Source organism: Vibrio sp. 99K-1 (assembly GCF_013114585.1).
GTDB classification, from domain to species: domain Bacteria; phylum Pseudomonadota; class Gammaproteobacteria; order Enterobacterales; family Vibrionaceae; genus Vibrio; species Vibrio chagasii_B.
This window is the reverse complement of sequence record NZ_VTXF01000012.1, coordinates 65,131-92,019: the sequence shown is the minus strand read 5'-3', so window position 1 is coordinate 92,019 and position 26,889 is coordinate 65,131. Positions and strand designations below refer to the sequence as shown.

Sequence of the window (26,889 nt, the reverse complement as noted above, 5' to 3'; positions counted from 1 at the left end):
AGGGCTTTTGTCTATTATCTAAGGCATGTTACGAAGAAGGAGGGGTTGGGAGAATATAAAAAAGGCCCGCCTGCGAGGCGAGCCTAATATTTAGTTAGCGATTCTTACAAGGTTGCAGTAAGAAATGGCTTATCTCTACCAGAGATTAAACTGAGTAGTACAGTTCAAACTCAAGTGGGTGTGTAGCCATGTTTACGCGTTGTACGTCGTCAGATTTCAGAGCGATGTAAGAATCGATGAAGTCGTCAGAGAATACGCCGCCAGCTGTTAGGAACTCACGGTCTTCGCTAAGCGCTGCTAGAGCTTCTTGTAGAGATTCTGCAACTGTTGGGATTTCAGCTGCTTCTTCTGCAGGAAGGTCGTATAGATCTTTATCCATAGCTTCGCCTGGGTGAATCTTGTTCTTGATGCCGTCAAGGCCAGCCATAAGCATTGCTGAGTAGCATAGGTATGGGTTAGCTGCTGGGTCACCAAAACGTAGCTCGATACGACGTGCTTTAGGGCTTGGTACTACTGGGATACGGATAGAAGCAGAACGGTTACGTGCTGAGTAAGCAAGCATTACAGGTGCTTCGAAACCAGGTACAAGACGCTTGTACGAGTTTGTAGATGGGTTAGCAAACGCGTTGATTGCACGAGCGTGCTTGATTACACCACCGATGTAGTAAAGCGCCATTTCAGATAGGCCGCCGTACTTATCACCAGCAAACAGGTTAACACCGTCCTTTGCTAGAGATTGGTGAACGTGCATACCAGAACCGTTATCACCAACTAGTGGCTTAGGCATGAATGTCGCTGTTTTACCAAATGCGTGAGCAACGTTGTGTACAACGTACTTGTAGATTTGAGTTTCATCAGCTTTTGCTGTTAGCGTGTTGAAGCGAGTTGCGATTTCGTTTTGACCCGCAGTTGCTACTTCGTGGTGGTGAGCTTCAACTACTAGGCCCATCTCTTCCATTACTAGACACATTGCTGAACGGATGTCTTGAGATGAATCTACAGGAGCTACTGGGAAGTAACCGCCTTTAACGCCAGGACGGTGACCTTTGTTACCGCCTTCGAATTCAGTACCTGTGTTCCAAGCTGCTTCTACGTCGTCGATCTTGAAGAAAGAACCAGACATGTCGTTTGAGAACTTAACGTCGTCAAATAGGAAGAACTCTGGCTCTGGACCAACTAGAACTGTGTCTGCGATACCAGTAGAACGTAGGTACTCTTCAGAACGTTTAGCGATAGAGCGTGGGTCACGGTCGTAGCCTTGCATTGTTGCAGGCTCTAGAATGTCACAACGGATGTTTAGTGTTGCGTCTTCTGTGAATGGGTCCAGTACAGCAGATGCTGCGTCTGGCATCATTACCATGTCAGATTCGTTAATGCCTTTCCAACCAGCTACTGAAGAGCCGTCAAACATTTTGCCTTCTTCGAAGAAGTCTGCATCAACTTGGTGAGAAGGAATAGAGATGTGCTGCTCTTTACCTTTTGTATCAGTAAAACGTAAGTCGATAAATTTAACTTCGTTCTCTTGGATCAGGGATAGTACATTTTCTACTGACATCTTGGATAACCTCCAGTGTTATTAATTCGGTATTAGCTCGATTCGGTTGAAACTAGCATTGATTAATGTCTAACAAGTGCATTAATCGATGCTGATTTATCTATAGCCAAAAGCGTGCCAAAAAAATTATTCCATTAATTTCAATGATTTACTTGTTTTGTTGTTTCACTTACTTCTGATTTTGCACCAAAATGATCTCTGGTTGCACCAAGTTGGTGCAATTGTTTGTCTGTGCACCAATATGAGACAAAAGCGAACACCATTCAGCAATGAATTGCAGTCATTGTCAATCCACTTTTATTATTTAGCCAGAGTTTCGGCGAGTTACTCGCGAACGAGACTTTTTAGAATCCTACAGATTTTGCTAGCCAACACTGTACTGAATCAAAGTTAAGCCAATGTGAATCGCTAACTAAGAAAAAAGCCTTGGTTCAGATCACATATTTCTGGGTTTTTGTCTAGAATCTGGTATATTATTGACCGTTTTTTTAATCAAGCTAGTGGCATTTCCTCTATTTTCAGAGGTCATTTGCGGCTACTTTTATGAGTGAATCGAGAATCCATGTCTACTCCACAGATTGATAAGTTAAGAAATATCGCGATCATCGCGCACGTTGACCACGGTAAAACGACTTTGGTTGATAAACTGCTACAACAGTCAGGCACTCTTGAGTCTCGTGGTGAAGCTGAAGAGCGTGTCATGGATTCGAATGACATCGAAAAAGAGCGTGGCATTACCATCCTTGCTAAGAACACAGCAATCAACTGGAATGATTACCGCATCAACATCGTAGATACCCCGGGACACGCGGACTTCGGTGGTGAAGTTGAGCGTATCATGTCTATGGTTGACTCTGTTCTGCTTATCGTTGACGCAGTTGACGGCCCAATGCCTCAAACTCGTTTCGTAACGCAAAAAGCATTCGCACACGGTCTTAAGCCAATCGTTGTAATCAACAAGATTGACCGCCCAGGCGCTCGTCCTGATTGGGTTATGGATCAAGTATTCGACCTTTTCGACAACCTAGGTGCGACTGATGAGCAGCTAGACTTCACAGTTGTTTACGCTTCAGCTCTAAACGGTTGGGCAACAATGACTGAAGGCGAAACTGGTACAGACATGGAACCACTGTTCCAAGCTGTTGTTGATACAGTAGACGCGCCAGCTGTTGACCTTGACGGTCCACTACAAATGCAAGTTTCTCAACTAGATTACAGCTCTTACGTAGGTGTTATCGGTGTTGCACGTGTTACTCGTGGTTCTGTTAAGCCAAACCAACAAGTATCTATCATCGGCGCTGACGGTAAGAAGCGTAACGGTAAAGTAGGTACTGTACTAGGTTACCTAGGCCTTGACCGTCACGAAGTTGAACAAGCTAACGCTGGTGACATCATTGCTATCACTGGTCTTGGTGAGCTTAAAATCTCTGACACTATCTGTGACGTGAACAACGTTGAAGCGATGACTCCGCTTTCTGTTGATGAACCAACAGTAACAATGACGTTCCAAGTAAACACTTCTCCGTTCGCGGGTAAAGAAGGTAAGTTCGTAACTTCACGTAACATCCTTGAGCGTCTAGAGAAAGAACTAGTACACAACGTTGCACTACGTGTTGAACAAACAGACGATCCAGACCGTTTCCGTGTATCTGGTCGTGGTGAACTTCACCTTTCTATCCTGATCGAGAACATGCGTCGTGAAGGCTTCGAGCTAGCAGTATCTCGTCCAGAAGTAATCATCAAGAAAGACGAAGATGGCAACCTAACAGAACCGTTTGAAACAGTGACTATCGACGTTCTTGAAGAGCACCAAGGTGGCATCATGGAAAACATCGGTCTACGTAAAGGTGAGCTAACTGATATGTCTCCAGATGGCAAAGGCCGTGTTCGCATGGACTTCATGATGCCTTCTCGTGGTCTTATCGGTTTCCAAACTGAGTTCCTAACGCTAACGTCTGGTTCTGGTCTTCTTTACCACACGTTCGATCACTACGGTCCACACAAAGGTGGCGTAATTGGTCAACGTAACAACGGTGTTCTAATCTCGAACGCAACTGGTAAAGCTCTGACTTACGCTCTATTCAACCTACAAGAACGTGGTCGTCTATTCGCTGAGCACGCGGACGAAGTATACGAAGGTCAAATCATCGGTATTCACAACCGTTCAAACGACCTGACAGTAAACTGTCTGAAAGGTAAGCAGCTAACGAACGTTCGTGCATCTGGTACTGATGAAGCACAGGTTCTTTCGCCACCTATCCGTCACACTCTAGAGCAAGCTCTTGAGTTCATCGACGAAGACGAACTAGTAGAAGTAACGCCAGAAAACATTCGTATCCGTAAGAAGCTTCTTACTGAAAACGAACGTAAGCGTGCAGCACGTCCAGCTAAAGCTTAATTGCTCGCTGACTAGCTTCTAGCTAAGTAAATAAGAAAGCCCTGAGTAGCCAAGCTGCTCAGGGCTTTTGTTTTTTAGTTAGCTAAGATACGAGTAAACGAGATGCGGGATACGAAGAGCGTGTTTAGACTGGAGATAGTCAATTACTAGGAGGGTGACTATCTTCGGTGCCTGTTCTCTTTTATCCATTTCCTGTCATCGCATCGTCATTCCAGAATTGAGGAACGAGATATCTGGAATCTAGCTTTTGATTCCCAAGTAACCTTCAACGAACTGAACTCGCTCATCCACCGACATAAACGGCACTTCAACCACCTCATAACCTAGCTCTTGATAGACGTTGACTAGAGCGTGGTGAAGCTCTAACGCTTCTTCAAATGGGTAAGGGCGCACTTCATCTTGAACATAGATCGAAACCTCGGGGCGACAGAATAATACTTGAGAGTGGTAACCTTGGCTTGCTTCTCGGTAGGTCGCATCGATCTCTAGGTTAGCCTGAGCCAAATAACCGCAGATGTCGGGAATGGCGCGATCGAGAAAGGCAATCGGATGTTGATTGGCTTGATATTTTTGCTCGCACATCACACCTAAACAAAGCTCAGCAAAGCCGGGAAGGTCTAGCCAAGGCAAGATACCGTCTTCAAGCTGACTTTGTTGTTCTATTAACTGGCGAGAAGACTCTGCGAAGGTGAGGTAGCCCGTATCAGCCAACGCATTAATAAGTGTGGTTTTTCCAGCGCCAGGGCCGCCAGTTATAATGGTTGGGTTCATACGGGCTTATCTTGTTTTGTCTACTTTTGATTCAGCTGAGCAAGGAATTTATCCGACTCGGCAATCGCTGCATTCATCTGTTTGATCGCGTACGCGATGTCTTTTTCTAGGCTCATAAACTCACCTTGCAGTGAACCAACCGTACTCGCATTGAGGTTGTGTTTCAGATAGAGGGTGTTGTCTCGCAGAGTATTGAGTACTGGGTCCATCTTCTTCTCAGCACGCTTCATTGCTGACAGCATCGTTTGGTAAGACGATTTAGTTTCACGCAGCTTTTGCTCACTCGAACGACGTAAAGAGTCACTGGTGTAGAGGTTGAGCTCGGTTTGCCACTCTTCAAACAGCGCATCAGATACATCTTCAATCGCAGCGATTCGGTCAGTCACATTTTGCGCCGCTTTTTCGCTGTCTTGGTATTTATCGTTTATCTTGTTGTACATGTCTTCTAGGTCGCCGCCACTGAAATTAGTCAGGCTGCTGAGTGCTTCAAGTGCGCTGGTAAACTCTTCCTGAGCATCCTGCTGCGACTCTTTTGCATCTTCCACTCTGTCGACCATGATGTCACGTTTGTGATAGCCCACTTGTTCCATTGCAGAGTAATAAGCGGATTGGCATCCAGTAAGAGTAAAAATAGAGAGGACTATAACTATTAAATAAGGCATCCTTGTTTCCTATAGTTAAATAATATCAATCGTAGTAAATAACCGCTCAACCTAGCTTGTTAAAATGCTCGATAACGGCGTTAGAATTTTTGATTGTAGAATAACTACTTATCAAAACTATTCTTTGCCGAGAAGGACTGCCTTGTTCTCTAGCCTTTTTCCTACGCTATTTTTGAACACTTATTCACTGTGATTGATATATTGGAATAATAATTAGGACTATGAACGAGTTACCAGGGAGTTACAAGTTGAAGATAACAAAGGTCGGCATACTTAGTATCCAGTATTTTCGCTACCTTTTAGCACGTATGACGCATGACCGAGTCAATGTGAATGCGGGCTATTTGGCGTACATTACCTTGCTTTCAATCGTACCCATGTTGACGGTTTTGCTCTCTATCTTGTCATCATTCTCTGTGTTCGCGGATGTGGGTATCGTGATTCAAAACTTCATCATTACTAACTTTGTTCCAGCGTCAGGGGATGCGGTACACGGTGCCTTGTTGGAGTTCGTTGCCAATACCGGCAAGATGACTGCGGTTGGTAGTGTGTTCTTATTCATCGCTGCGTTGATGCTGATCTCTAATATCGATAAGAACCTAAATTACATCTGGCGTGTTACCGAGAAGCGACGCGCAGTGCTGTCTTTCTCAATGTACTGGATGGTGCTCACTCTCGGGCCAATCTTGGTTGGGGCGAGCATTGCAGCCACCTCATATGTGACATCATTAAGCTTGCTACAAAACGAAGTGGTATCTGGCGCCTTTAATACTCTGATTCGCAAACTCCCTCTGATTCTCTCTTTCTTTGCGTTCTTTGGTTTATACCTATTGGTACCGAATAAGAAAATCCACTTTTCTCATGCAGCCGCTGGTTCTTTGGTGGCGGCATTACTGTTCGAACTCAGTAAGAAAGGCTTCGCTGCTTATATTACTCAGTTCCCTTCATATCAGGTGATCTATGGCGCGTTAGCGGCTATCCCGATTCTGTTTGTTTGGGTTTATTTATGCTGGCTGATAGTGCTGGTGGGGGCTGAGGTGACAGCTGCGCTCGGTGAAAAGGAAGAGTGGAGTGAGACGCAAAAAATAATGGTACACTCCACGGATAACGACAAAATCACAGAGCAAGGAAACAACAGTGATAGCACTGATTCAGAGAGTAAGTGAAGCTGCCGTCCGTGTTGATGGCGAAGTAGTTGGTGAGATAGAACAAGGCTTATTAGTACTATTAGGCGTAGAAAAAGGTGACGACGAAGCCAAAGCGAAACGTTTGATGGAACGAGTGACGACTTATCGTGTCTTTGGAGATGAAGACGATAAAATGAACCTCAACGTGAAGCAGGTGAATGGCAAGGTATTAGTAGTTTCTCAATTCACACTGCCAGCCGATACCAAAAAAGGTACACGAGCAGGTTTTTCTCGTGGTGCTCATCCAGAAGATGCCGAGCGTCTTTACAATTATTTCTCTGACCAATGTGAATCAGTATTGCCAACGGAACGTGGCCGATTTGCAGCCGACATGAAAGTGTCTCTGGTTAATGATGGCCCAGTAACATTCTGGCTGCAGGTTTAAGCTTAAAGGAATAAGCATGTTTAAACTCATAACCCCAACCACCGAAAATCAACTGAACAAGTATTACCATTTTCGTTGGCAGATGTTGCGTGAACCTTGGCGAATGCCTGTAGGTTCTGAGCGTGACGAATACGATGGCATGAGTCACCATCGCATGATTGTGGATGGGCGAGGTCGTCCGATGGCGATTGGTCGTCTGTATATCACCCCAGATCTCGAAGGCCAGATCCGCTACATGGCGGTAAAAAACTCTCGCCGTAGTAAAGGCATGGGCTCACTGATTTTAGTCGCACTAGAGTCGCTGGCTCGCCAAGAGGGCGCTAAGCGCTTGGTGTGTAACGCGCGTGAAGATGCGATTTCATTCTATGAAAAGAACAGTTTTGAGCGTCGTGGTGAGATTAACGACCAACGTGGTCCTGTTCGTCACCAACAGATGGTGAAGCCGCTTGATCCAATGGCTGATGTTCTGCGCAAGCCCGAATGGTGTAATGAGCTTCAGCAGCGTTGGGAGCACCAGATCCCTATCAGCGATAAGATGGGCATCAAGATCAACCAGTACACAGGTTATCAGTTCGAGTGTAGTGCTCAGCTGAATCCAAACCTGAACCCTCACAACACCATGTTTGCTGGTTCAGCTTTTACTCTGGCAACCTTAACGGGTTGGGGGATGACATGGTTACTGATGAAAGAGCGCGGCCTAACCGGAGACATCGTTCTAGCAGACAGTAATATTCGTTACCGTCATCCGGTCGAGCAAAACCCTGTCGCTTCTACTTCTTTAGATGGTATCAGTGGTGATTTGGATCGCCTCGCATCAGGAAGAAAAGCTCGTATCATTATTCACGTGACCATTCATAGTGGCGACGTGGAAGCGGTAGAGTTTACCGGAACTTATATGTTGATCCCTGACTACAAGAAGATCCTGTCGAGTGACAGCAAGGTGAGCGAATAACTTCACGCTCGCTTGATGATAGCTTGAGTTATGAATTGAAAGCGCTACTCCTTTGGAGTGGCGCTTTTTTGTTGGCAGTTATTAATCGCTGTGTACTCCGGTTGATCAAGTTTGCCAGAGACTTGGTTGCATGGGTCGGACAGCATAATTGAGAGAGAGTGTTGCTCTGCTTTGAGTAGGTCTAGCTCTCCAGAAGCCTCACCATTGAGCGTTTGAACTCTTTGTGAGCCTTCCTCTACGGCCGATGCACCAATAATGTGCATCGGTTCTAGTGTGAAGCGACCACGGTCAAAATTCGCGCTGAGTTCAGGGATTTCAAACACGTTATCGGTCGAGGTTTCAGAAAGCTTATCGTTAAAGGTCATCACACCCTGGCGAACGCTGCCTTTAAGTTGACCTGTGGTTGAATAGCCCAACATGAGCGAATCACCGTAGAGACCAGAAGCTTGAAGCTCAAACTCACTATAACCTGTTGCATCGAGTGGTAAGTCGAGTTGCTGCAACATGGGTGAGATAGGCAAGCCATCGGCTGAGATGTCTATGCTCCATGGCTTACTGATTTGGTTAAAATCGAGTGTCGCATTAGCTTCAATGTAGCCATTTCTGAGAGGTGCAAACAGACGTGTCAGCGTCCATTTCCCTTGTTCGCTATTCATTTCAACCACAGGCTGTGCGCTGAGAATATTTTTGTAGCTGGCATCATTGGCGCTCGCCATCAGCTTCCCTTGCCACAAACCTAGCTTTCTATCTTGAAGCAGTTGAACTTGGTGTCCTTCAATGTGCAGCCCAGAGACTTGCCAGTAAGGCTTTTGTGCAAGCTGGATAAGTTGGGTGCGTTCTACATTCAATCGTTCTATAGAGACTTGCTGAAGCTCTTTAAGCCAAGGTAATAGGCGCATGGCTGGCAGAGTTTGATCTTGGTTTTCTGTGACCCATTTAATACCTTGCAGATCGAGCTGCGCTAATTCAATGCTGCTGGGCGTGACTTCGCCGTTGAGCTGAACGGTGCCTTGCAGGACTTGAGCGTAGAAATCTTCAATCTGTATTTGGTTTGGCTCTAGGCTTAGCTTGATATTTGGCTCGACAAACATGTCATCATCAACAGTGACTCCTTCGGCTTGCAGAGAGAAAAGCGCTTTCTGTTGTCTCCACAGTTCGAAAGGTAACTTGATGTTTTCTACTGAAGCATCAAAGGCTGCAAGATGTCCGCTTTGCCATTCGATGTCACTACGTAAAATATCTAAGCTGTTGATATGGTTGATACGAATGCCCGCTACATCCCACTCTTTGCTCACTAGGCTCTGAGTTTGCTGCTGGTTGAGGCGTAAGCCATCAACGGTAACGTTCACTAATGACCAATCATGCTTATATTGCTCTGCTTGCCCAGAAATTTTGGCTCCGCGCCACTCAAACGAAGCGCCGTAAAGGGTGCTGTCGCTCGCTTTAAGGTCAAGGTTGATCAGAAGGTTATCGAAGGCTTCACCTTGCCAATAGAGTTGCGAAGCGGAAAGTTGGGTTTTGCCGTAAGGCAGCAGTGTTTGATTATTGCTAAAGGTTGGCTCGGCGATCTGCAGGTCGATGCCTCGCACATTAAAGCTGTTGGTTGAAAAATCCAGGTTATTGATCGCCAACTGGCGGAGCTTGAGCTTTTGTTCGGTTAACAGTGGTGAGAGCGTTTCTAGATCGTTCGCTTCCAACTGGATACCACTGATTAATACAGAGTCTAAGACGAGTTTGGCTTCAATGAGAGAGTCAGGGCTGAACCAGAGATCGACCTTATCGATATACAGAGGTGGTTGCTTTTCTGGTTGGGTATAGGTGATTCCCATTAGGGTGATGTGATAAGGCGCTTGATACTCGACATCTTCAATGACCACCGGTTGGTCAACCGTGTGCTTGATAAAAAAGTTAGCAACATCCGCACGGTATTGAGTCTGTAGGCTTAATAGCAACGCTGCGATAATCGCAACGGCGATAGCCAACACAATGCCGAACACCATGAATACCTTTTTCATTCCCTGAAAGCCTTACATTTCAATAGTCTTAAAACAGAGTGGAACAAAAAGGGGCAAGCATCAACAAAAAAGCCCCTCAAAAGAGGGGGCTTGCTACAAAAATATCGTTTTAAATGGGCGTTCGCTTTTGGCTTAGCCCGAGCAGATGCTTGGATTAGTCGAGTTGTGGGCCTGCCGCAACCAGTGACTTACCTTCAGCGTTGTCAGTGTACTTATCAAAGTTATTGATGAAGCGTTCTGCTAGATCTTTCGCTTTGCTTTCCCATTGTAGTGGGTCTGTGTATGTGTCGCGTGGATCTAGGATCGCTGGGTCAACATCGTGCAGCGCTAGAGGCACTTCTAGGTTGAACATAGGGATAACCTTAGTGTCAGCCTTGTCGATAGAACCATCTAGGATAGCGTCGATAATGCCACGCGTATCTTGGATAGAGATACGTTTGCCAGTACCGTTCCAGCCCGTGTTTACTAGGTAAGCTTCAGCGCCAGCTGCTTCCATGCGTTTTACAAGTACTTCAGCGTACTGAGTTGGGTGAAGCGTTAGGAACGCCGCGCCGAACGCTGCAGAGAAGGTTGGAGTTGGCTCTGTGATGCCGCGCTCTGTGCCTGCTAGTTTCGCTGTGAAACCAGACAGGAAGTGGTACTTCGTTTGCTCTGGAGTCAGTTTAGAAACTGGTGGTAGTACACCAAATGCATCAGCAGTCAGGAAGATAACCTTTTGAGCGTGACCTGCTTTTGATACTGGCTTAACGATGTTGTCGATGTGGTGAATCGGGTAAGAAACACGAGTGTTTTCTGTTTTAGAACCGTCATCAAAATCGATAGAACCATCGCCACGAACCGTTACGTTTTCTAGCAGTGCATCACGACGGATTGCATTGTAGATTTCTGGTTCTGCTTCTTTGGATAGACGGATCGTCTTCGCGTAACAACCGCCTTCAAAGTTGAAGATACCGTCGTCATCCCAACCGTGCTCATCATCACCGATTAGCTCACGTTTAGGGTCTGTTGATAGCGTTGTTTTACCTGTACCAGATAGGCCGAAGAATACCGCTACATCGCCTTTCTCGCCAACGTTTGCACTACAGTGCATTGAAGCAATACCTTGCAGAGGAAGTAGGTAGTTCATCATTGCGAACATGCCTTTCTTCATCTCACCGCCGTACCAAGTACCACCGATGATTTGAACGCGCTCTGTTAGGTTGAAAGCAACGAAGTTCTCAGAGTTTAGGCCCTGTTTTTCCCAATTAGGGTTGGTTGTTTTAGCACCGTTCATTACCACGAAATCTGGCTCGAACGTTGCTAGCTCTTCCTCTGTTGGACGAATGAACATGTTCTTAACGAAGTGCGCTTGCCACGCTACTTCAGTGATAATACGTACACTTAAGCGTGTATCTGGGTTAGCACCACAGTAACCGTCAATCACAAACAGGCGCTTGCCAGATAGCTGAGTTGTTACAAGCTCTTTTAGCTCGTTCCATACTTCAGTTGTGATCGGTTTGTTATCGTTTTTGCCTTGATCTGACCACCACATGGTATCGCGGGTCGTGTCATCTTTAACAATGTACTTATCTTTCGGTGAGCGGCCAGTAAAGATACCAGTGTCAACAGCAACTGAGCCTAGTTCCGTTACCACGCCTTTTTCGTAGCCTTCCAAACCAGGCAGCGTTTCTTCAACGAATAACTGCTCGTAGCTAGGATTACGAAGAACTTCGGTAACGCCAGTAAGTCCGTGCTTAGTTAGATCAATTTGTGCAGCCTTAGTATGTTCCATAACGGTCATAGGTGCTCCTTGTAGGATATTTTGTAGGGATTTTGTATTAATTTTTTATTGTTATCTGCTCACCATGCTAGCAACGAGACTCGGGGGAAACAGGGATACAGCTCAAAAAATATCCATATTAACCATAGGGTTTTAAGTGTCTCGTCACATATTGGCCCAACTAGTCTATCCTGTACGCAAACCTTTGCGCTAGGGGCGGGAACATTATTAATTGATTAAAATTAAGCGGTGATTTTATTACGAGATGTTACGAGGTTTGCGCTATTTTGATCACAAAAAAGGCCAGCTTAGTGCTGACCTTTTTGGGGTAAATTACGTGTTTTTGGTACGACGTAAATTAATGAACCGTATTGCTGCCTTTATCTGCTGCTTCTGCATACAGTGCATCAACATCGTTCTTATCGAACGAGTAGTTTGTGCCACAGTAATCACAGTGCAGAGCAACGCTTCCTTCGGTGCTTAGGATGTCGTAAATCTCTTCTTGAGCAACGGTAATGATCGCTGCTGCGCTTCGTTCACGAGAACAACCACAGAAGAACTCAACTGGTTGTGGAGTGAACAGCTGTACTTTCTCTTGGTTGTACAAACGGTAAAGCAGTTCGTTTGCTTCAAGAGAGAATAGCTCTTCGTTTTTCACTGTGTCTGTTAGTTGCTCTAAGTGCTCGAAGTCATTTGGAGTACCTGTGCCATCAGGCATAACTTGCAGCAACATACCTGCAGCGTGTGCTTTGCCTTCGTGCTCACCAGTACGTAGCCATAGACGAGTCTTAAGCTGCTCAGAGTTTGCGAAGTAACCTTCAAGTACTTGAGCTAGTGTGTCGCCTTCAAGACCAACGATACCTTGGTAGCGTTCACCTTTCTTAGGATCGATAGTGATCACTAGGTGGCCTTTACCCATTAGATCGTGTAGACCTGCGTCGTCAGCAATTTCGCCTTCAAAGCGAGCAACACCACGGATTTTTTGGTTATGGTCGCCATTGATAACTGCTAGAGATACTGGGCCGTCACCTTGCAGTTGCATAGTGATAGAGCCTTCAAACTTTAGGGTCGCAGTCAGTAGCGTAGTTGAAACCAATAGCTCACCCAGCAGCTTTTGTACTGGAGCTGGGTATTCCTTGCTAGAAATAATCTGTTGGTACGCTTCATCCATTTGTACCAATTCACCACGTACTGATAGGTCTTCAAATAGGTAGCGATTTAAAACATTGTTTGCCATTTGGCTATTCCTTCTAGCTTATTGATGCTTGAACTTGATGATGTCACGACGTTGCTTTTTATCAGGGCGACGCTCTGGAGCTGGGTTATGTGCATGCAGTTTGCGCTGTTTTGCAAACTCTTCTCTTTTTGCCAAGCTCTCGGTGGTTTCTTCATAGAGGGTTTGAGCGATCGGTGCTCCACCACGATGGGCTGAGATTTTCTCGATCGTTACCGTCTTTTCTTCATTACCTTGGCGCAGTGTAATAACTGCCCCAAGTTCGACAATCTTACTTGGCTTGCTGCGCTGACCATTATAGTGGACTTTGCCACCATCGACCATGTTACGAGCAATAGACCGAGTTTTGTAAAAGCGTGCTGCCCACAACCATTTATCGAGTCTGACAGCTTCATTAGAAGTTTTCATATAGGGCTGTGCCTTATTAAGTGAGAAATGAATGCGGTTTAACTGTAGTGAACAGTGCGCAACATGTTTTTGATGATGCTTATCACATTAGGTAGAAGTTTTATGTGGAGGCGGTTAGCATTTTTTTCAAGTCATATTGCAAAATCGCTATGTAATGCCGATTTATCGATTTGCTATGATATAGTTCAAGATCTTATGCTTATATAAGCTCGGTATCGAACGAATGAATAAAAAAGCTGAAAGTTTAATAGTTTGCAGCGTTTGTTGTCATGAGAAGGGGCAAGGGAAGTGAACTTTTTAGAGCTCAAAAATCGTATAGGAAATTCTCCTATGTTGAGCCGCTTATTAGATAATGGATTTGTGCTTCAGCAGAAACTGAGTATCGCCACTTGTTGTGTACTCATTGCCGCTTCAGCATGGATTTTAGGACAACTTGTCTGGTTTGTTGAACCTGCCGAGCAAACGGTTGTGCCTTGGAAAGCAACGGTGTCGTCGTCTGCTACGCCTCAGTCGACTCTCGATATCTCTTCTTTACAACAGAGCAACATGTTTGGTGCCTATAACCCAAGCAAACCCGCAGTGGTTGAGCAACAAGTGATTCAAGATGCACCCAAGACACGCCTTAACCTCGTCTTGGTTGGTGCGGTTGCCAGTTCTAACCCTGAATTGAGCTTAGCGGTGATTGCCAACCGTGGTACGCAAGCGACTTATGGGATCAATGAACAGATAGAAGGCACCAGAGCTAAACTAAAAGCCGTGTTAATCGACCGCGTGATCATTGATAACTCAGGTCGTGATGAAACGCTGATGCTAGAAGGTATTGAGTACAAGCGTTTAGCGGTATCAGAACCTGCACCACGTCGTGCCTCTTCTTCAGTTCGTGGTAATAACCCGGCTTCTGCAGAAGAGAAGCTTGATGAGATTAAAGCGAAGATAATGAAAGACCCGCAACAAATCTTCCAATATGTTCGATTGTCTCAGGTGAAACGCGACGACAGTGTGATCGGTTATCGTGTGAGCCCTGGCAAAGATTCAGAACTTTTTAACTCTGTTGGGCTCCAAAACGGAGATATTGCAACTCAGTTAAATGGTCAAGACCTGACAGACCCAGCCGCGATGGGCAACATATTCCGTTCAATCTCAGAACTGACAGAGTTAAATCTGGTCGTTGAGCGAGATGGACAACAACATGAAGTGTTTATTGAATTTTAAAACTTTGCGTCTAACGAAAGACGAAAGTGTAGGAGAAGTACGTGAAGCATTGGTTTAAGAAAAGTGCATGGTTATTGGCAGGAAGCTTAATCTGCACACCCGCAGCCTTCGCTAATGATTTTAGTGCCAGCTTTAAAGGCACTGACATTCAAGAGTTTATTAATATTGTCGGCCGTAACCTTGAGAAAACGATCATCGTTGACCCGTCGGTGCGCGGAAAAATTGATGTGCGCAGTTATGACGTACTCAATGAAGAACAATATTACAGCTTCTTCCTCAATGTATTAGAGGTTTACGGCTATGCGGTCGTTGAAATGGACTCAGGTGTTCTGAAGATCATCAAGGCTAAAGACTCTAAAACCTCTGCCATTCCTGTTGTCGGTGATCGTGATTCTATCGCGGGCGACAGCGTAGTAACACGTGTTGTTACCGTTCGTAATGTCTCGGTTCGTGAGCTTTCTCCTCTGCTTCGTCAACTGAACGATAATGCGGGCGCGGGTAACGTTGTGCACTACGACCCAGCGAATATCATTCTAATCACTGGTCGCGCGGCGGTCGTAAACCGCTTAGCTGAAATCATCAAACGTGTTGACCAAGCCGGTGATAAAGAGATCGAAGTGGTTGAGCTAAAGAACGCTTCAGCCGCTGAAATGGTGCGTATTGTCGATGCTTTGAATAAAACCACCGATGCGAAAAACACCCCAGCATTCCTACAACCTAAGCTGGTAGCGGACGAGCGTACCAACGCAATCCTTATCTCAGGTGATCCTAAGGTTCGTAGCCGTTTAAGAAAGCTGATTGAGCAACTTGATGTCGAGATGGCAACCAAGGGCAACAACCAAGTTATCTACCTTAAGTATGCAAAAGCAGAAGACTTAGTTGATGTACTGAAAGGAGTGTCGGACAACCTGCAGTCAGAGAAGCAAACTTCAACCAAAGGTAGCTCATCTCAACGCGATAAAGTCGTGATTTCGGCGCACAGCGATACCAACTCGTTAGTCATTACCGCGCAACCTGACATCATGAATGCGCTGCAAGACGTGATTGCTCAGCTAGATATTCGTCGTGCTCAAGTACTGATCGAAGCTCTGATTGTTGAGATGGCAGAAGGTGACGGCGTTAACCTTGGCGTGCAGTGGGGTAACCTAGAAACAGGTGCCATGATTCAATACAGCAACACTGGTGCATCGATTGGTGGTGTAATGGTGGGTTTAGAAGAAGCTAAAGACACTGAAACGACCACCGCGGTTTATGATGAGAATGGTAAGTTCCTACGAAATGAAACCACGACAGAGCAAGGTGATTATTCAACATTAGCTTCTGCTCTTTCTGGCGTAAACGGCGCAGCAATGAGTGTGGTGATGGGTGACTGGACTGCCTTGATCAGCGCGGTAGCAACCGACTCTAATTCAAATATTCTGTCTTCTCCAAGTATTACCGTGATGGATAACGGTGAAGCGTCGTTCATCGTTGGTGAAGAAGTTCCGGTTCTGACAGGCTCGACGGCGGGCTCAAGCAACGACAACCCATTCCAAACGGTTGAGCGTAAAGAAGTCGGTATCAAGCTTAAAGTGGTTCCACAGATCAACGAAGGCGACTCAGTTCAATTACAAATAGAACAAGAAGTATCAAACGTATTGGGCGCGAACGGTGCGGTTGATGTTCGTTTTGCGAAGCGTCAGCTAAATACGTCAGTAATTGTTCAAGACGGCCAAATGCTAGTGCTTGGCGGTCTGATTGATGAACGCGCATTAGAGAGTGAATCTAAGGTGCCGTTCTTGGGTGATATCCCAGTACTTGGCCATCTATTCAAATCAACCAGTACTCAGGTTGAGAAAAAGAACCTAATGGTATTCATCAAGCCGACCATTATTCGTGATGGTATGACGGCCGATGGTATTACTCAGCGTAAATACAACTTTATTCGTGCTGAGCAGTTGTATAAGTCAGAGCAGGGCCTGAAGCTGATGGATGACGATAATATTCCAGTGCTGCCTAAATTTGGCGAAAGCATGAATTACCCGGCTGAACTTCAAGCCTTCATTGATCAGATGGAAACAGAATAATGGCTGAATTGGTAGGGGCGGCACGTACTTATCAGCGCTTGCCGTTTAGCTTTGCGAATCGTTACAAAATGGTGCTGGAGTATCAGCACCCAGAGCGCGCACCGACACTGTATTATGTTGAACCACTGAAATCAGCGGCGATCATCGAGGTGAGCCGTGTAGTGAAAGATGGTTTCACACCACAAGCGATCACTGCCGACGAATTTGATAAAAAACTGACCGATGCGTACCAACGTGACTCTTCAGAAGCGCGTCAATTAATGGAAGACATTGGTGCTGACAGTGATGACTTCTTCTCGTTGGCGGAAGAGCTGCCACAAGATGAAGACTTGCTTGAGTCAGAAGACGATGCGCCAATCATCAAGCTAATCAACGCGATGCTGGGGGAGGCGATCAAAGAAGGTGCTTCGGATATCCATATCGAGACCTTTGAGAAGTCGCTGTCGATCCGCTTCCGTATTGATGGTGTGCTGCGTGATGTTCTAGCGCCAAGCCGTAAATTGGCGCCGCTGCTAGTGTCACGTGTAAAGGTTATGGCGAAGTTGGATATTGCGGAAAAACGCGTGCCACAAGATGGTCGTATTTCACTGCGTATTGGTGGCCGAGCAGTCGATGTTCGTGTATCAACCATGCCTTCATCACACGGTGAGCGTGTGGTAATGCGTCTGTTGGATAAAAACGCGACCCGCCTAGATCTGCACAGTTTAGGTATGACGGCAGAGAACCACGAGAACTTCCGTAAACTCATTCAACGTCCGCACGGCATTATCTTGGTAACGGGTCCTACAGGTTCGGGTAAATCCACAACCTTGTATGCAGGCCTGCAAGAGCTCAACAGCAACGAACGCAATATCCTTACCGTTGAAGATCCAATCGAATTCGATATCGATGGTATTGGTCAAACACAAGTGAACCCTAAGGTTGATATGACCTTTGCTCGTGGTTTACGTGCGATTCTTCGTCAAGACCCGGATGTGGTGATGATTGGTGAGATTCGTGACTTAGAGACCGCGGAGATTGCCGTTCAAGCTTCTTTGACGGGTCACTTAGTGATGTCGACCCTCCATACCAATACCGCAGTTGGTGCGATTACACGTCTGCGCGACATGGGCATCGAACCATTCCTTATCTCTTCTTCACTGCTGGGTGTTTTGGCCCAGCGCTTAGTTCGTACTTTGTGTAACGACTGTAAAGAGCCTTATGAAGCGGACAAAGAGCAGAAAAAGCTGTTTGGCTTGAAGAAGAAAGACAGCCTGACCCTTTACCATGCCAAAGGTTGTGAGCACTGTAGCCATAAAGGTTACCGAGGCCGTACTGGTATTCATGAATTACTGATGGTTGATGAATCGGTTCAAGAGCTGATTCACAGTGAAGCGGGTGAGCAAGCGATCGAGAAAGCAATTCGTGGCACAACCCCAAGTATTCGAGAGGATGGCTTGAGCAAAGTTCTGAAAGGGGTAACGTCCCTAGAAGAAGTGATGCGAGTGACCAAGGAAGTCTAGTATGGCGGCATTTGAATACAAAGCGCTGGATGCCAAAGGCAAAAGTAAAAAGGGCTCGATTGAAGCGGATAACGCTCGTCAGGCTCGTCAGCGCTTAAAAGAACAAGGCTTAATGCCGGTTGAAATGGCTGAAGCCAAAGCAAAAAGCAGTAAAGGAGGCAGCGCGCCTTCTACTGGTTTTAAGCGTGGTATCAGCACGCCAGACCTTGCTTTGATTACTCGCCAAATTTCTACATTGGTTCAATCAGGTATGCCGCTAGAAGAGTGTTTGAAGGCCGTGGCAGAGCAATCGGAGAAGCCTCGCATTCGCACTATGTTATTGGCGGTTCGTTCTAAAGTGACGGAAGGCTACTCGCTAGCGGATAGCTTGGCTGATTACCCGCACATCTTTGACGAACTGTTCCGAGCCATGGTGGCGGCAGGTGAGAAATCTGGGCACTTAGACGCGGTACTGGAGCGATTAGCCGACTACGCAGAAAATCGCCAAAAGATGCGCTCTAAGCTGCTGCAAGCGATGATCTACCCTGTGGTGCTGGTGGTGTTTGCGGTGACTATCGTTTCGTTCCTATTAGCAACGGTAGTACCCAAGATCGTTGAACCAATCATCCAGATGGGACAAGAGCTTCCTCAATCAACCCAATTTTTATTGGCATCGAGTGAATTTATCCAGGATTGGGGCATCCAATTACTGTTGCTGATCATTGGCGTGATTATATTGATTAAGACCGCGCTCAAAAGACCGGGCGTGCGTCTAAGTTGGGATCGCAAATTGTTGAGTATCCCGCTGATCGGCAAGATAGCGAAAGGTATCAACACCTCTCGCTTTGCACGCACACTTTCAATTTGTACCTCAAGTGCGATTCCAATCCTTGAGGGGATGAAGGTTGCGGTTGACGTTATGTCGAACCACCATGTCAAACAACAAGTATTACAAGCATCAGATAGCGTGAGAGAAGGGGCAAGCCTGCGTAAAGCGCTTGATCATACTAAGCTCTTCCCGCCGATGATGCTGCACATGATTGCCAGCGGTGAGCAGAGTGGCCAATTAGAGCAGATGCTGACTCGTGCAGCTGATAACCAAGACCAAAGCTTTGAGTCGACGGTAAATATTGCGTTAGGCATTTTTACCCCGGCACTTATCGCTCTGATGGCGGGTTTGGTGCTGTTTATTGTGATGGCGACTCTGATGCCAATGCTTGAAATGAACAATTTAATGAGCGGCTAATTCCGTTCATAGAATGTTTTTGGATTATCGAGAAGAAGGACACCATTCCCCTCAACTCGTTGTCTGTACTTTGGAGAAAATAATGAAAAATAAAATGAAGAAACAATCAGGCTTTACCCTACTAGAGGTGATGGTGGTTGTGGTTATTCTTGGCGTGTTGGCGAGCTTTGTTGTACCTAACCTATTGGGTAATAAAGAGAAGGCTGATCAACAAAAAGCCATCACAGATATCGTGGCGCTAGAGAATGCGCTAGATATGTACAAACTGGATAACAGCGTGTACCCAACAACGGATCAAGGTCTTGATGCACTGGTTTCTAAGCCAAGCAGCCCAGAGCCTCGTAACTACCGTGATGGCGGCTACATCAAGCGTCTACCTAACGACCCATGGGGCAACGAATATCAATACCTAAGCCCTGGTGATAACGGTACTATCGACATCTTTACACTTGGCGCTGATGGCCAAGAAGGTGGTGAAGGCATTGCTGCGGATATCGGTAACTGGAACATGCAAGACTTTCAGTAAGCCTAGGCTTATTGTCGCTTGACGCCGTTATTTGATGGTCGGACGTAAACATATGGAGTCTGCAAGGTGAAAACTACGCACAAACAGCCAGGTTTCACCTTGATTGAGATTCTTTTGGTGTTGGTATTACTTTCAGTAACGGCGGTCGCAGTGATTGCGACCATTCCTACCAATAGTAAAGATGTCGCCAAAAAATACGCTCAAAGTTTCTATCAACGAGTTCAGTTACTTAGTGAAGAAGCGATTTTGAGTGGGTTGGATTTTGGCATTCGCATCGATGAAAAGAAATCGACCTATGTTCTGATGACGCTGAAGTCTGAAGGTTGGCAGGAAGTCGAATTCGAAAAAATACCCTCTTCAACAGAGTTACCGGAAGATCTTGCTCTATCACTCAGCTTAGGCGGTGGCGCATGGGCAGACGATGATCGGTTATTCAACCCAGGAAGCTTATTTGATGAAGATATGTTTGCTGACCTTGAAGAAGAAAAGAAACTTAAGCCACCTCAAATCTACATCTTGTCGAGTGCTGAAGTGACACCATTTACACTCTCTTTTTATCCCAATACAGGCGATACCATACAAGATGGGTGGCGCATTAAAGCGTCGGATAATGGTGTGATTCGACTGTTGGAACCAGGAGAAGAAGATGAAGAGGAATAACCGTTCTCCTTATCGCTCTCGTGGTATGACGCTACTTGAGGTGTTAGTGGCACTCGCGATATTTGCTACTGCGGCGATCAGTGTGATTCGTGCCGTAACCCAGCACATCAATACATTGAGCTATTTAGAAGAAAAGACCTTCGCGGCTATGGTCGTTGATAATCAAATGGCTTTGGTGATGTTACACCCGGAGAAGCTGAAAAAGACACAAGGCACGCAAGAGTTGGCGGGTCGAGAGTGGTTTTGGAAAGTTACCCCAATTGATACGGCTGATAATCTGCTGAAAGCCTTTGATGTCAGCGTGGCAACCAGCAAGCAAGCTTCTCCAGTCGTTACGGTGCGCAGTTATGTGGTCAACTAAGAGAATGCGGTTAGTTAAAAGCATGACGGTAAATAACAGTATGGCTCGCAAACAAGGTCTATCTTCAAAAGGGAGAGGTTTTACCTTAATTGAGGTGCTCGTTTCGATTGCTATCTTTGCCACACTGAGCATGGCGGCCTATCAAGTAGTGAATCAGGTGCAGCGAAGCAACGAGCTTTCAGCTGAGCGCAGCGCTCGTTTGAATCAACTGCAGCGCAGTTTAGTTATCTTAGATAATGATTTTCGCCAGATGGCAGTGCGACAATTTCGTACTGATGGTGAGGAAGCATCATCTAAGCTGATTATAGTGAAAGAGTATTTATTGGATTCTGATAGCATTGGCATCGTGTTTACTCGTCTTGGCTGGCACAACCCACAGCAGCAGTTCCCTCGAGGTGAAGTCACTAAAGTGGGCTACCGCCTTAAAGAAGAGACCCTCGAACGCGTATGGTGGCGCTACCCAGATACACCAGCAGGGCAGGAAGCGGTTATTACCCCTTTGCTTGATGATGTTGAAACTTTGGAGTTCGAGTTCTACGACGGAAAGCGTTGGGGCAAAGAGTGGCAAGCCGATAAGTCGCTACCGAAGGCGGTGAGACTTAAGCTGACGTTAAAAGATTATGGTGAGGTAGAGCGAATTTATCTGACACCAAGTGGCACCCTAGATCAGGTTGGTGGTGACTCAAACAGTGACTCTTCAGGCAGTAGCGAGGGGAACGATGATGCCTCGAACTAATCAGCTTGCATTAACGAGACGAGCGTTAGGACGTAAGCAACGTGGTGTCGCGCTGATCATTATCCTGATGTTACTGGCGATAATGGCAACCATAGCTGGCAGCATGTCGGAGCGCTTGTTTACTCAATTTAAACGCGTTGGTAACCAACTGAATTACCAACAAGCTTATTGGTATAGCATAGGCGTTGAAGCGCTCGTGCAAGATGGTATTAGGCAAAGCTACAAAGACAGTGATACGGTCAACTTAAGTCAGCCGTGGGCGTTAGAAGAGCAGGTATTCCCGTTAGATTATGGACAAGTTAAGGGGCGTATTGTTGATGCGCAATCTTGTTTTAATCTCAATGCACTGGCTGGAGTGACAACCACTTCCAGCAACCAGACACCTTATCTAGTGACGGTTTGGCAAACCTTATTGGAAAACCAAGACGTTGAGCCTTATCAGGCTGAGGTTATCGCGCATTCAAGCTGGGAGTTTGTCGATAGCGATACTCGAGCAACTTCTTCAGCAGGCGTCGAGGACAGCACCTATGAGGCGATGAAGCCACCTTATGTCGCAGCAAACGGTTTAATGGCGGATGAGTCTGAGCTAAGAGCGGTGTATCAGGTGACTGGTGAAGTCATGAATAAGGTTCGTCCTTTTGTGTGTGCCTTACCGACCGATGATTTTCGACTGAACGTGAACACATTGACGGAGCAACAAGCGCCGTTATTGGAAGCGATGTTTGCACCTGGCTTAAGTGAGTCGGATGCGAAACAGCTGATTGATAAACGCCCGTTTGATGGCTGGGACACCGTAGATGATTTCATGGCCGAGAGCGCCATTACCGCGGTCAGTGCTGAAGTCAGCAAAAAAGCAAAAGCATATTTAACTGTAGATAGCGCCTATTTTGAGCTAGATGCAGAGGTTTTAGTTGAGCAATCTCGTGTACGTATACGAACGCTTTTCTATAGTAGTAATCGAGAAACAGTGACGGTGGTACGCCGTCGTTTTGGAGGAATCAGTGAGCGAGTTTCTGACCGTTCGACTGAGTAGCGAACCACAGAGCCCAGTGCAGTGGTTAGTTTGGTCGACAAGCCAACAAGAAGTGATAGCAAGCGGTGAACTGTCTAGCTGGGAACAGCTTGGTGAGTTAACGCCTTACGCTGAAAAGCGCAGTTGTATCGCTTTATTGCCGGGAAATGAGTGCTTAATTAAGCGTGTTGAGATCCCGAAGGGTGCTGCTCGCCAGTTCGATTCTATGCTGCCGTTTTTATTAGAAGACGAAGTCGCGCAAGATATCGAAGACTTACATCTGACTATTTTAGATAAAGACGCAACGCATGCCACCGTGTGTGGTGTGGAACGCGAGTGGCTGAAGCAGGCGCTGGATACTTTCCGCGAAGCTAACATTATCTTTCGTAAAGTATTGCCTGATACCTTAGCGTTGCCTATAGAAGAGCAGGGCATCAGTGCGCTACAGATCGACCAACATTGGTTATTGCGTCAAAGCAACTATCAAGCAGTGTCGATCAATGAGGCGTGGCTAGCGATGTTCTTACAAAGCGATTGGGTTGCCTTAGATGACGAAGAGCAATCACCAACGATTTTTAGCTACACCGCACTGCCAAGTGATGACGTTCAACAGCAAAGTGGCATTGAGTGGCAAGCTAAGCCTGCTGAACTGGTGATGTCTTTACTGAGCCAACAAGCCATCACAAGTGGCGTAAACTTACTGACTGGCACCTTTAAAACCAAATCTTCATTCAGTAAGTACTGGCGTGTATGGCAAAAAGTAGCGATCGCAGCTTGTTTGCTGGTGGCGGTGATCGTCACTCAGCAAGTCTTAAAGGTTCAGCAGTACGAAGCACAAGCCGAAGCGTACCGAACGGAGAGTGAACGTATTTTTAGAAGCGTACTTCCGGACAAGCAACGTATTCCGACGGTCAGCTACCTTAAGCGCCAGATGAACGACGAAGCTAAGAAGTATGGTGGCTCGGGTGATGGTGATTCCTTACTTGGATGGCTAGCGTTACTGCCAGAAACTTTAGGACAAGTGAAAGCCATCGAAGTGAATAGTATTCGCTACGACGGCAACCGCTCAGAGGTGAGATTGGAAGCGAAAAGTTCTGACTTCCAACATTTCGAGACTGCGCGAGTGAAACTTGAAGAGAAGTTTACTGTTGAGCAAGGGCCGTTGAATCGTAATGGTGATGCCGTATTTGGTAGCTTTACCCTTAAACCCCGTCAATAAACTGCGTAAGGAGATCAGTGATGAGAAATATGATTGAGCCACTCCAAGCGTGGTGGACTTCAATAAGTCAAAGAGAGCAACGATTAGTGATCGGTTGTTCTATTCTATTGGTGGTAGGCATCGTGTACTGGGGGCTATTGCAGCCGCTTAGTCAGCGAGCTGAGATGGCGCAAAACCGTATTCAAAGTGAGAAGCAACTGCTGACTTGGGTAACCAATAAAGCCAACGAAGTGGTGGAGCTGCGAGGAAGTGGTGGGATTGTTGCTAGCCAGCCTTTAAACCAATCTGTGCCAGCTTCTATGCGTCGTTTCAAGATTGAATTAATTCGAGTTCAGCCGCGTGGCGAGATGCTGCAAGTCTGGGTGAAACCTGTGCCTTTTAATCAGTTCGTAGATTGGCTGACATACTTGAAAGAGAAGCAGGGTGTCGAAGTTGAGTTTATGGACATTGATCGCTCCGATAACCCAGGGGTTATTGAGGTCAACCGACTACAGTTTAAACGAGGTTAATGTGAAACGCGGTTTATCTTTGAAGTTAGGTTTACTTTTTGGCGGCATCTTTATTGTCTTTTTCTCGGTTAGTCTGTTGCTGCATCTACCGGCCTCTTTTGTAATCAAACATGCACCGGCTTTGCGTGGCTTGAATATTGAAGGTGTTGAAGGAACGGTTTGGCAAGGCAGCGCTAATAATATTTCTTGGCAGCGTGTTAATTATGGTTCAGTGCAGTGGGACTTCCAGTTCTCTAAACTCTTCCAAGCCAAAGCTGAATTAGCGGTTCGTTTTGGTCGTAATAGCGACATGAACTTGTCAGGAAAAGGGCGCGTTGGGTACAGCATGAGTGGTGCGTATGCGGAAAACTTAGTAGCATCAATGCCCGCTGCTAACGTGATGAAGTATGCGCCAGCGATTCCAGTCCCGGTTTCAATTGGTGGACAAGTAGAGCTGACGATCAAGCATGCGGTTCATGCTCAACCTTGGTGTCAGTCTGGAGAAGGCACTGTGGCTTGGTCTGGTGCTGCAGTCGACTCGCCAGTGGGTTCGTTGGATCTTGGCCCTGTGATTGCTGACATCACTTGTGAAGATAATACACTGGCAGCCAAGGGCTCTCAGAAGAGTGCTCAAGTGGATAGCGAGTTCTCTGCGAATGTTACACCAAATCAAAGCTACACCTCGGCAGCATGGTTTAAACCGGGTGCAGAATTCCCGCCAGCCATGCAGAGTCAGCTTAAGTGGCTTGGTAATCCAGATAGCCAAGGTAAGTACCAGTTTAGTTATCAAGGGCGCTTCTAGTTAGCTTCTTAATAACTAGTTTCTGCTGGTTATCCGATAACAAGACATAAAAAAATGGGCACCTCATCGAGGTGCCCATTTTATTTGAATACTGTATCAGATCGAAAGGTCAACAGACCCTAATCTTTGCTCTGTAAGATCTCGGCCCATGGTAAGTCTGCATCACCCAGCACAATGAAGTTCGGGTTCTCAAGCGTCTCTCTTTCATTGTAAGAGAGTGGCTCTAATTGCGTGCTTAAAATGCGTCCACCCGCCTCTTCAACAATGCACTGCGTCGCGGCGGTATCCCACTCACCAGTAGGCCCAAGGCGCAAGTAACAATCGACAGCACCTTCTGCGACCAGGCAGGCTTTCAAAGCTGCTGAGCCTAATGGCACTAAGTCATAGTTCCAAGCGGGACTCATACGGCTAGTGATACGATTGATGTCTTGGCGACGGCTAATCGCCATTGCAATAGATTGGTTTGGTAACTCATGACGATGCGTTTTGATTTTAACGCTGTCGTTAAGGTCTGGAATCTTCCAAGCCCCTTTACCGCTGTAAGCGTAATAGCTCACACCAGAAACTGGTGCATACACCACACCCATCACCGGCTTATTGTGCTCAATTAGTGCAATAATTGTCGCGAAATCACCGCTTCTTGCGATGAACTCCTGCGTTCCATCTAATGGGTCAACCAGCCAGTAGCGATCCCATTGCGCGCGCTTTTCTAGGCTAATGTCAGCGGCCTCTTCAGATAGCACTGGGATATCTGGCGTGAGCTCACTCAGTTTTTTCGAGATCAGTTTATGCGCTGCCAGATCGGCACTGGTGACTGGCGTGTCGTCACTTTTGGTGAACTCTTCGTAATCTTTCTTTTCGTAGATCTCTAAAATGAGCTGGCCTGCAGAGCGAGCAACTTCAATCACAGAGGGTAGGAGATGAGACAAATCTTTTGTTGTTGGCATAAATATTCTCTTACTCTTCGGAGCGCTTATGGCTTTAGTTATTATTTAGCGAGCGAAGGGTCAATAGTAGGGCGGTAATACTGCGAGCTTCACAGAAGTCGAGATGCGTTAATAGCTCTTCGGCTTGAGCAAGCGGCCAGCGCACAATGTCCAGTGGTTCAGGTTCATCACCTTCTAGCTTCTCTGGGTAGAGGTCTTCTGCGATAAACAGCGTCATTTTGCTAGAAAAGTAAGAGGGAGCGAGAATCACTTCCTTGAGCGGAGTGAGTTTGTTAGCACCAAAGCCAATCTCTTCTTTGAGTTCACGAACCGCGGCGTCACTTGGTTGCTCACCTGGATCAATCAGCCCTTTTGGAAAGCCGAGTTCGTAGCGTTCAGTTCCCGCTGCATATTCACGTACTAATAGAATATCGCCTTGCTCAGTAATCGGAACCATCATCACTGCGTTGCGCCCGCTAGGCTTCATGCGTTCGTAAGTGCGCTCTTCACCGTTTGAAAAGCGTAAGTCGAGAGACTCGATAGAGAATAGTCTTGATTGAGCGACAGTTTGTTTAGCCAAAATCTCTGGCTTGGTCCTTTTTGTCATTGCGCTCGCTCCTTAGCTCATTGGAATTCTTTCTTATAAAGTCATTCTAATATAGGGGAAATGACCTTGAGTTCCTAGATCCGAGTTTTCATATCCGAAAATTATTGAAGCAAGAATCGATTACGATCACTTGAATACCTTACTCAAGATGGTAACGAGGTGAAGTTTTACTGGATAACAAAAGAGTATAGAGAGAACGTGATAGTCCTAACTTGTTCATC

The 26,889-nt window shown here is 46.3% G+C and carries 25 protein-coding genes; 16 read left to right on the top strand and 9 right to left on the bottom strand.

Annotated elements, in window-relative coordinates:
- Nucleotides 1-145: 145 nt before the first annotated feature.
- On the bottom strand, nt 146-1,555 hold the full coding sequence (gene glnA / locus F0228_RS11395; protein WP_008218471.1) for a glutamate--ammonia ligase: 1,410 nt from the start codon (nt 1,553-1,555) through the stop codon (nt 146-148).
- Between the two features lie 562 nt (nt 1,556-2,117).
- On the opposite strand from glnA, the gene typA reads away from it, so the two are divergent.
- On the top strand, nt 2,118-3,953 hold the full coding sequence (gene typA, locus F0228_RS11390) for a translational GTPase TypA (RefSeq protein ID WP_008218470.1): 1,836 nt from the start codon (nt 2,118-2,120) through the stop codon (nt 3,951-3,953).
- A 240-nt stretch (nt 3,954-4,193) separates the two neighbouring features.
- Here typA and F0228_RS11385 read toward each other — a convergent pair whose 3' ends face one another.
- The gene (locus F0228_RS11385; RefSeq protein ID WP_171762240.1) at nt 4,194-4,724 is read right to left on the bottom strand and encodes an AAA family ATPase; all 531 of its coding nucleotides are present in this window, start codon (nt 4,722-4,724) and stop codon (nt 4,194-4,196) included.
- A gap of 20 nt (nt 4,725-4,744) precedes the next feature.
- Entirely contained in the window at nt 4,745-5,386 is a 642-nt protein-coding gene (locus tag F0228_RS11380; RefSeq protein WP_171762239.1) for a DUF2959 domain-containing protein, read from the bottom strand.
- A 221-nt stretch (nt 5,387-5,607) separates the two neighbouring features.
- Here F0228_RS11380 and F0228_RS11375 point away from each other — a divergent pair, with 221 nt between their 5' ends.
- The 3 genes from F0228_RS11375 to F0228_RS11365 are packed head-to-tail and all read left to right on the top strand — an operon-like array spanning nt 5,608 to nt 7,910.
- Nucleotides 5,608-6,552 (top strand): virulence factor BrkB family protein, encoded by a 945-nt coding sequence (locus F0228_RS11375; RefSeq protein ID WP_032498328.1) that lies wholly within the window; start codon nt 5,608-5,610, stop codon nt 6,550-6,552.
- Nucleotides 6,524-6,958, top strand: coding sequence for a D-aminoacyl-tRNA deacylase (dtd, locus tag F0228_RS11370; RefSeq protein ID WP_004741469.1), 435 nt, complete (start codon nt 6,524-6,526; stop codon nt 6,956-6,958). The genes F0228_RS11375 and dtd overlap by 29 nt, the downstream gene beginning before the upstream one ends.
- A 16-nt stretch (nt 6,959-6,974) precedes the next feature.
- Nucleotides 6,975-7,910, top strand: coding sequence for a bifunctional GNAT family N-acetyltransferase/hotdog fold thioesterase (locus F0228_RS11365; RefSeq protein ID WP_004741468.1), 936 nt, complete (start codon nt 6,975-6,977; stop codon nt 7,908-7,910).
- Between the two features lie 44 nt (nt 7,911-7,954).
- Here the strand turns inward: F0228_RS11365 and F0228_RS11360 are convergent, their stop codons facing one another.
- The 4 genes from F0228_RS11360 to hslR all read right to left on the bottom strand — a co-directional run bounded on the left by F0228_RS11360 (nt 7,955) and on the right by hslR (nt 13,326).
- On the bottom strand, nt 7,955-9,925 hold the full coding sequence (locus F0228_RS11360; protein ID WP_239930752.1) for an AsmA family protein: 1,971 nt from the start codon (nt 9,923-9,925) through the stop codon (nt 7,955-7,957).
- A 154-nt stretch (nt 9,926-10,079) separates the two neighbouring features.
- A complete protein-coding gene (pckA, locus tag F0228_RS11355; RefSeq protein ID WP_171762238.1) occupies nt 10,080-11,705 on the bottom strand; it encodes a phosphoenolpyruvate carboxykinase (ATP) in 1,626 nt (541 codons plus the stop codon).
- Between the two features lie 337 nt (nt 11,706-12,042).
- Nucleotides 12,043-12,921 carry an Hsp33 family molecular chaperone HslO gene (hslO, locus tag F0228_RS11350; protein WP_061033109.1) on the bottom strand — a complete coding sequence of 293 codons (879 nt, stop codon included), beginning with the start codon at nt 12,919-12,921 and terminating at the stop codon, nt 12,043-12,045.
- An 18-nt stretch (nt 12,922-12,939) separates the two neighbouring features.
- Entirely contained in the window at nt 12,940-13,326 is a 387-nt protein-coding gene (gene hslR, locus F0228_RS11345; protein WP_004741464.1) for a ribosome-associated heat shock protein Hsp15, read from the bottom strand.
- A 330-nt stretch (nt 13,327-13,656) separates the two neighbouring features.
- Between hslR and gspC the strand changes: the two genes are divergently transcribed.
- From gspC to F0228_RS11285, 12 genes are all read left to right on the top strand, one after another.
- Nucleotides 13,657-14,538, top strand: coding sequence for a type II secretion system protein GspC (gene gspC, locus F0228_RS11340; RefSeq protein ID WP_061033110.1), 882 nt, complete (start codon nt 13,657-13,659; stop codon nt 14,536-14,538).
- Between the two features lie 41 nt (nt 14,539-14,579).
- Nucleotides 14,580-16,604, top strand: coding sequence for a type II secretion system secretin GspD (gene gspD / locus F0228_RS11335; RefSeq protein WP_116869832.1), 2,025 nt, complete (start codon nt 14,580-14,582; stop codon nt 16,602-16,604).
- The gene (gspE, locus tag F0228_RS11330; protein WP_061033112.1) at nt 16,604-18,106 is read left to right on the top strand and encodes a type II secretion system ATPase GspE; all 1,503 of its coding nucleotides are present in this window, start codon (nt 16,604-16,606) and stop codon (nt 18,104-18,106) included. Before gspD ends, gspE begins: the two co-directional genes overlap by 1 nt.
- Nucleotide 18,107: 1 nt before the next feature.
- Nucleotides 18,108-19,331 carry a type II secretion system inner membrane protein GspF gene (gene gspF, locus F0228_RS11325; protein WP_171762237.1) on the top strand — a complete coding sequence of 408 codons (1,224 nt, stop codon included), beginning with the start codon at nt 18,108-18,110 and terminating at the stop codon, nt 19,329-19,331.
- 82 nt (nt 19,332-19,413) lie between these two features.
- Nucleotides 19,414-19,857, top strand: coding sequence for a type II secretion system major pseudopilin GspG (gene gspG, locus F0228_RS11320; RefSeq protein WP_004741459.1), 444 nt, complete (start codon nt 19,414-19,416; stop codon nt 19,855-19,857).
- A gap of 66 nt (nt 19,858-19,923) precedes the next feature.
- A complete protein-coding gene (gspH, locus tag F0228_RS11315) occupies nt 19,924-20,517 on the top strand; it encodes a type II secretion system minor pseudopilin GspH (RefSeq protein WP_171762236.1) in 594 nt (197 codons plus the stop codon).
- A complete protein-coding gene (gene gspI, locus F0228_RS11310) occupies nt 20,504-20,878 on the top strand; it encodes a type II secretion system minor pseudopilin GspI (RefSeq protein WP_105057736.1) in 375 nt (124 codons plus the stop codon). The genes gspH and gspI overlap by 14 nt, the downstream gene beginning before the upstream one ends.
- Nucleotides 20,865-21,614 carry a type II secretion system minor pseudopilin GspJ gene (gene gspJ, locus F0228_RS11305; RefSeq protein WP_171730399.1) on the top strand — a complete coding sequence of 250 codons (750 nt, stop codon included), beginning with the start codon at nt 20,865-20,867 and terminating at the stop codon, nt 21,612-21,614. The genes gspI and gspJ overlap by 14 nt, the downstream gene beginning before the upstream one ends.
- The gene (gene gspK / locus F0228_RS11300; protein ID WP_061033116.1) at nt 21,598-22,647 is read left to right on the top strand and encodes a type II secretion system minor pseudopilin GspK; all 1,050 of its coding nucleotides are present in this window, start codon (nt 21,598-21,600) and stop codon (nt 22,645-22,647) included. Before gspJ ends, gspK begins: the two co-directional genes overlap by 17 nt.
- Complete coding sequence (gene gspL / locus F0228_RS11295; protein WP_171762235.1) at nt 22,616-23,845, top strand: type II secretion system protein GspL; 1,230 nt, start codon at nt 22,616-22,618, stop codon at nt 23,843-23,845. The genes gspK and gspL overlap by 32 nt, the downstream gene beginning before the upstream one ends.
- A gap of 20 nt (nt 23,846-23,865) precedes the next feature.
- The gene (locus F0228_RS11290) at nt 23,866-24,354 is read left to right on the top strand and encodes a type II secretion system protein M (protein ID WP_061033118.1); all 489 of its coding nucleotides are present in this window, start codon (nt 23,866-23,868) and stop codon (nt 24,352-24,354) included.
- A gap of 1 nt (nt 24,355) precedes the next feature.
- Nucleotides 24,356-25,135, top strand: a complete 780-nt coding sequence (locus F0228_RS11285; protein WP_116869826.1) for a type II secretion system protein N — start codon at nt 24,356-24,358, stop codon at nt 25,133-25,135.
- A 119-nt stretch (nt 25,136-25,254) separates the two neighbouring features.
- Here F0228_RS11285 and cysQ read toward each other — a convergent pair whose 3' ends face one another.
- Nucleotides 25,255-26,082 (bottom strand): 3'(2'),5'-bisphosphate nucleotidase CysQ, encoded by an 828-nt coding sequence (gene cysQ / locus F0228_RS11280; protein ID WP_004741451.1) that lies wholly within the window; start codon nt 26,080-26,082, stop codon nt 25,255-25,257.
- A gap of 34 nt (nt 26,083-26,116) precedes the next feature.
- Nucleotides 26,117-26,668, bottom strand: a complete 552-nt coding sequence (gene nudE, locus F0228_RS11275) for an ADP compounds hydrolase NudE (RefSeq protein ID WP_061033119.1) — start codon at nt 26,666-26,668, stop codon at nt 26,117-26,119.
- Nucleotides 26,669-26,889: the final 221 nt, after the last annotated feature.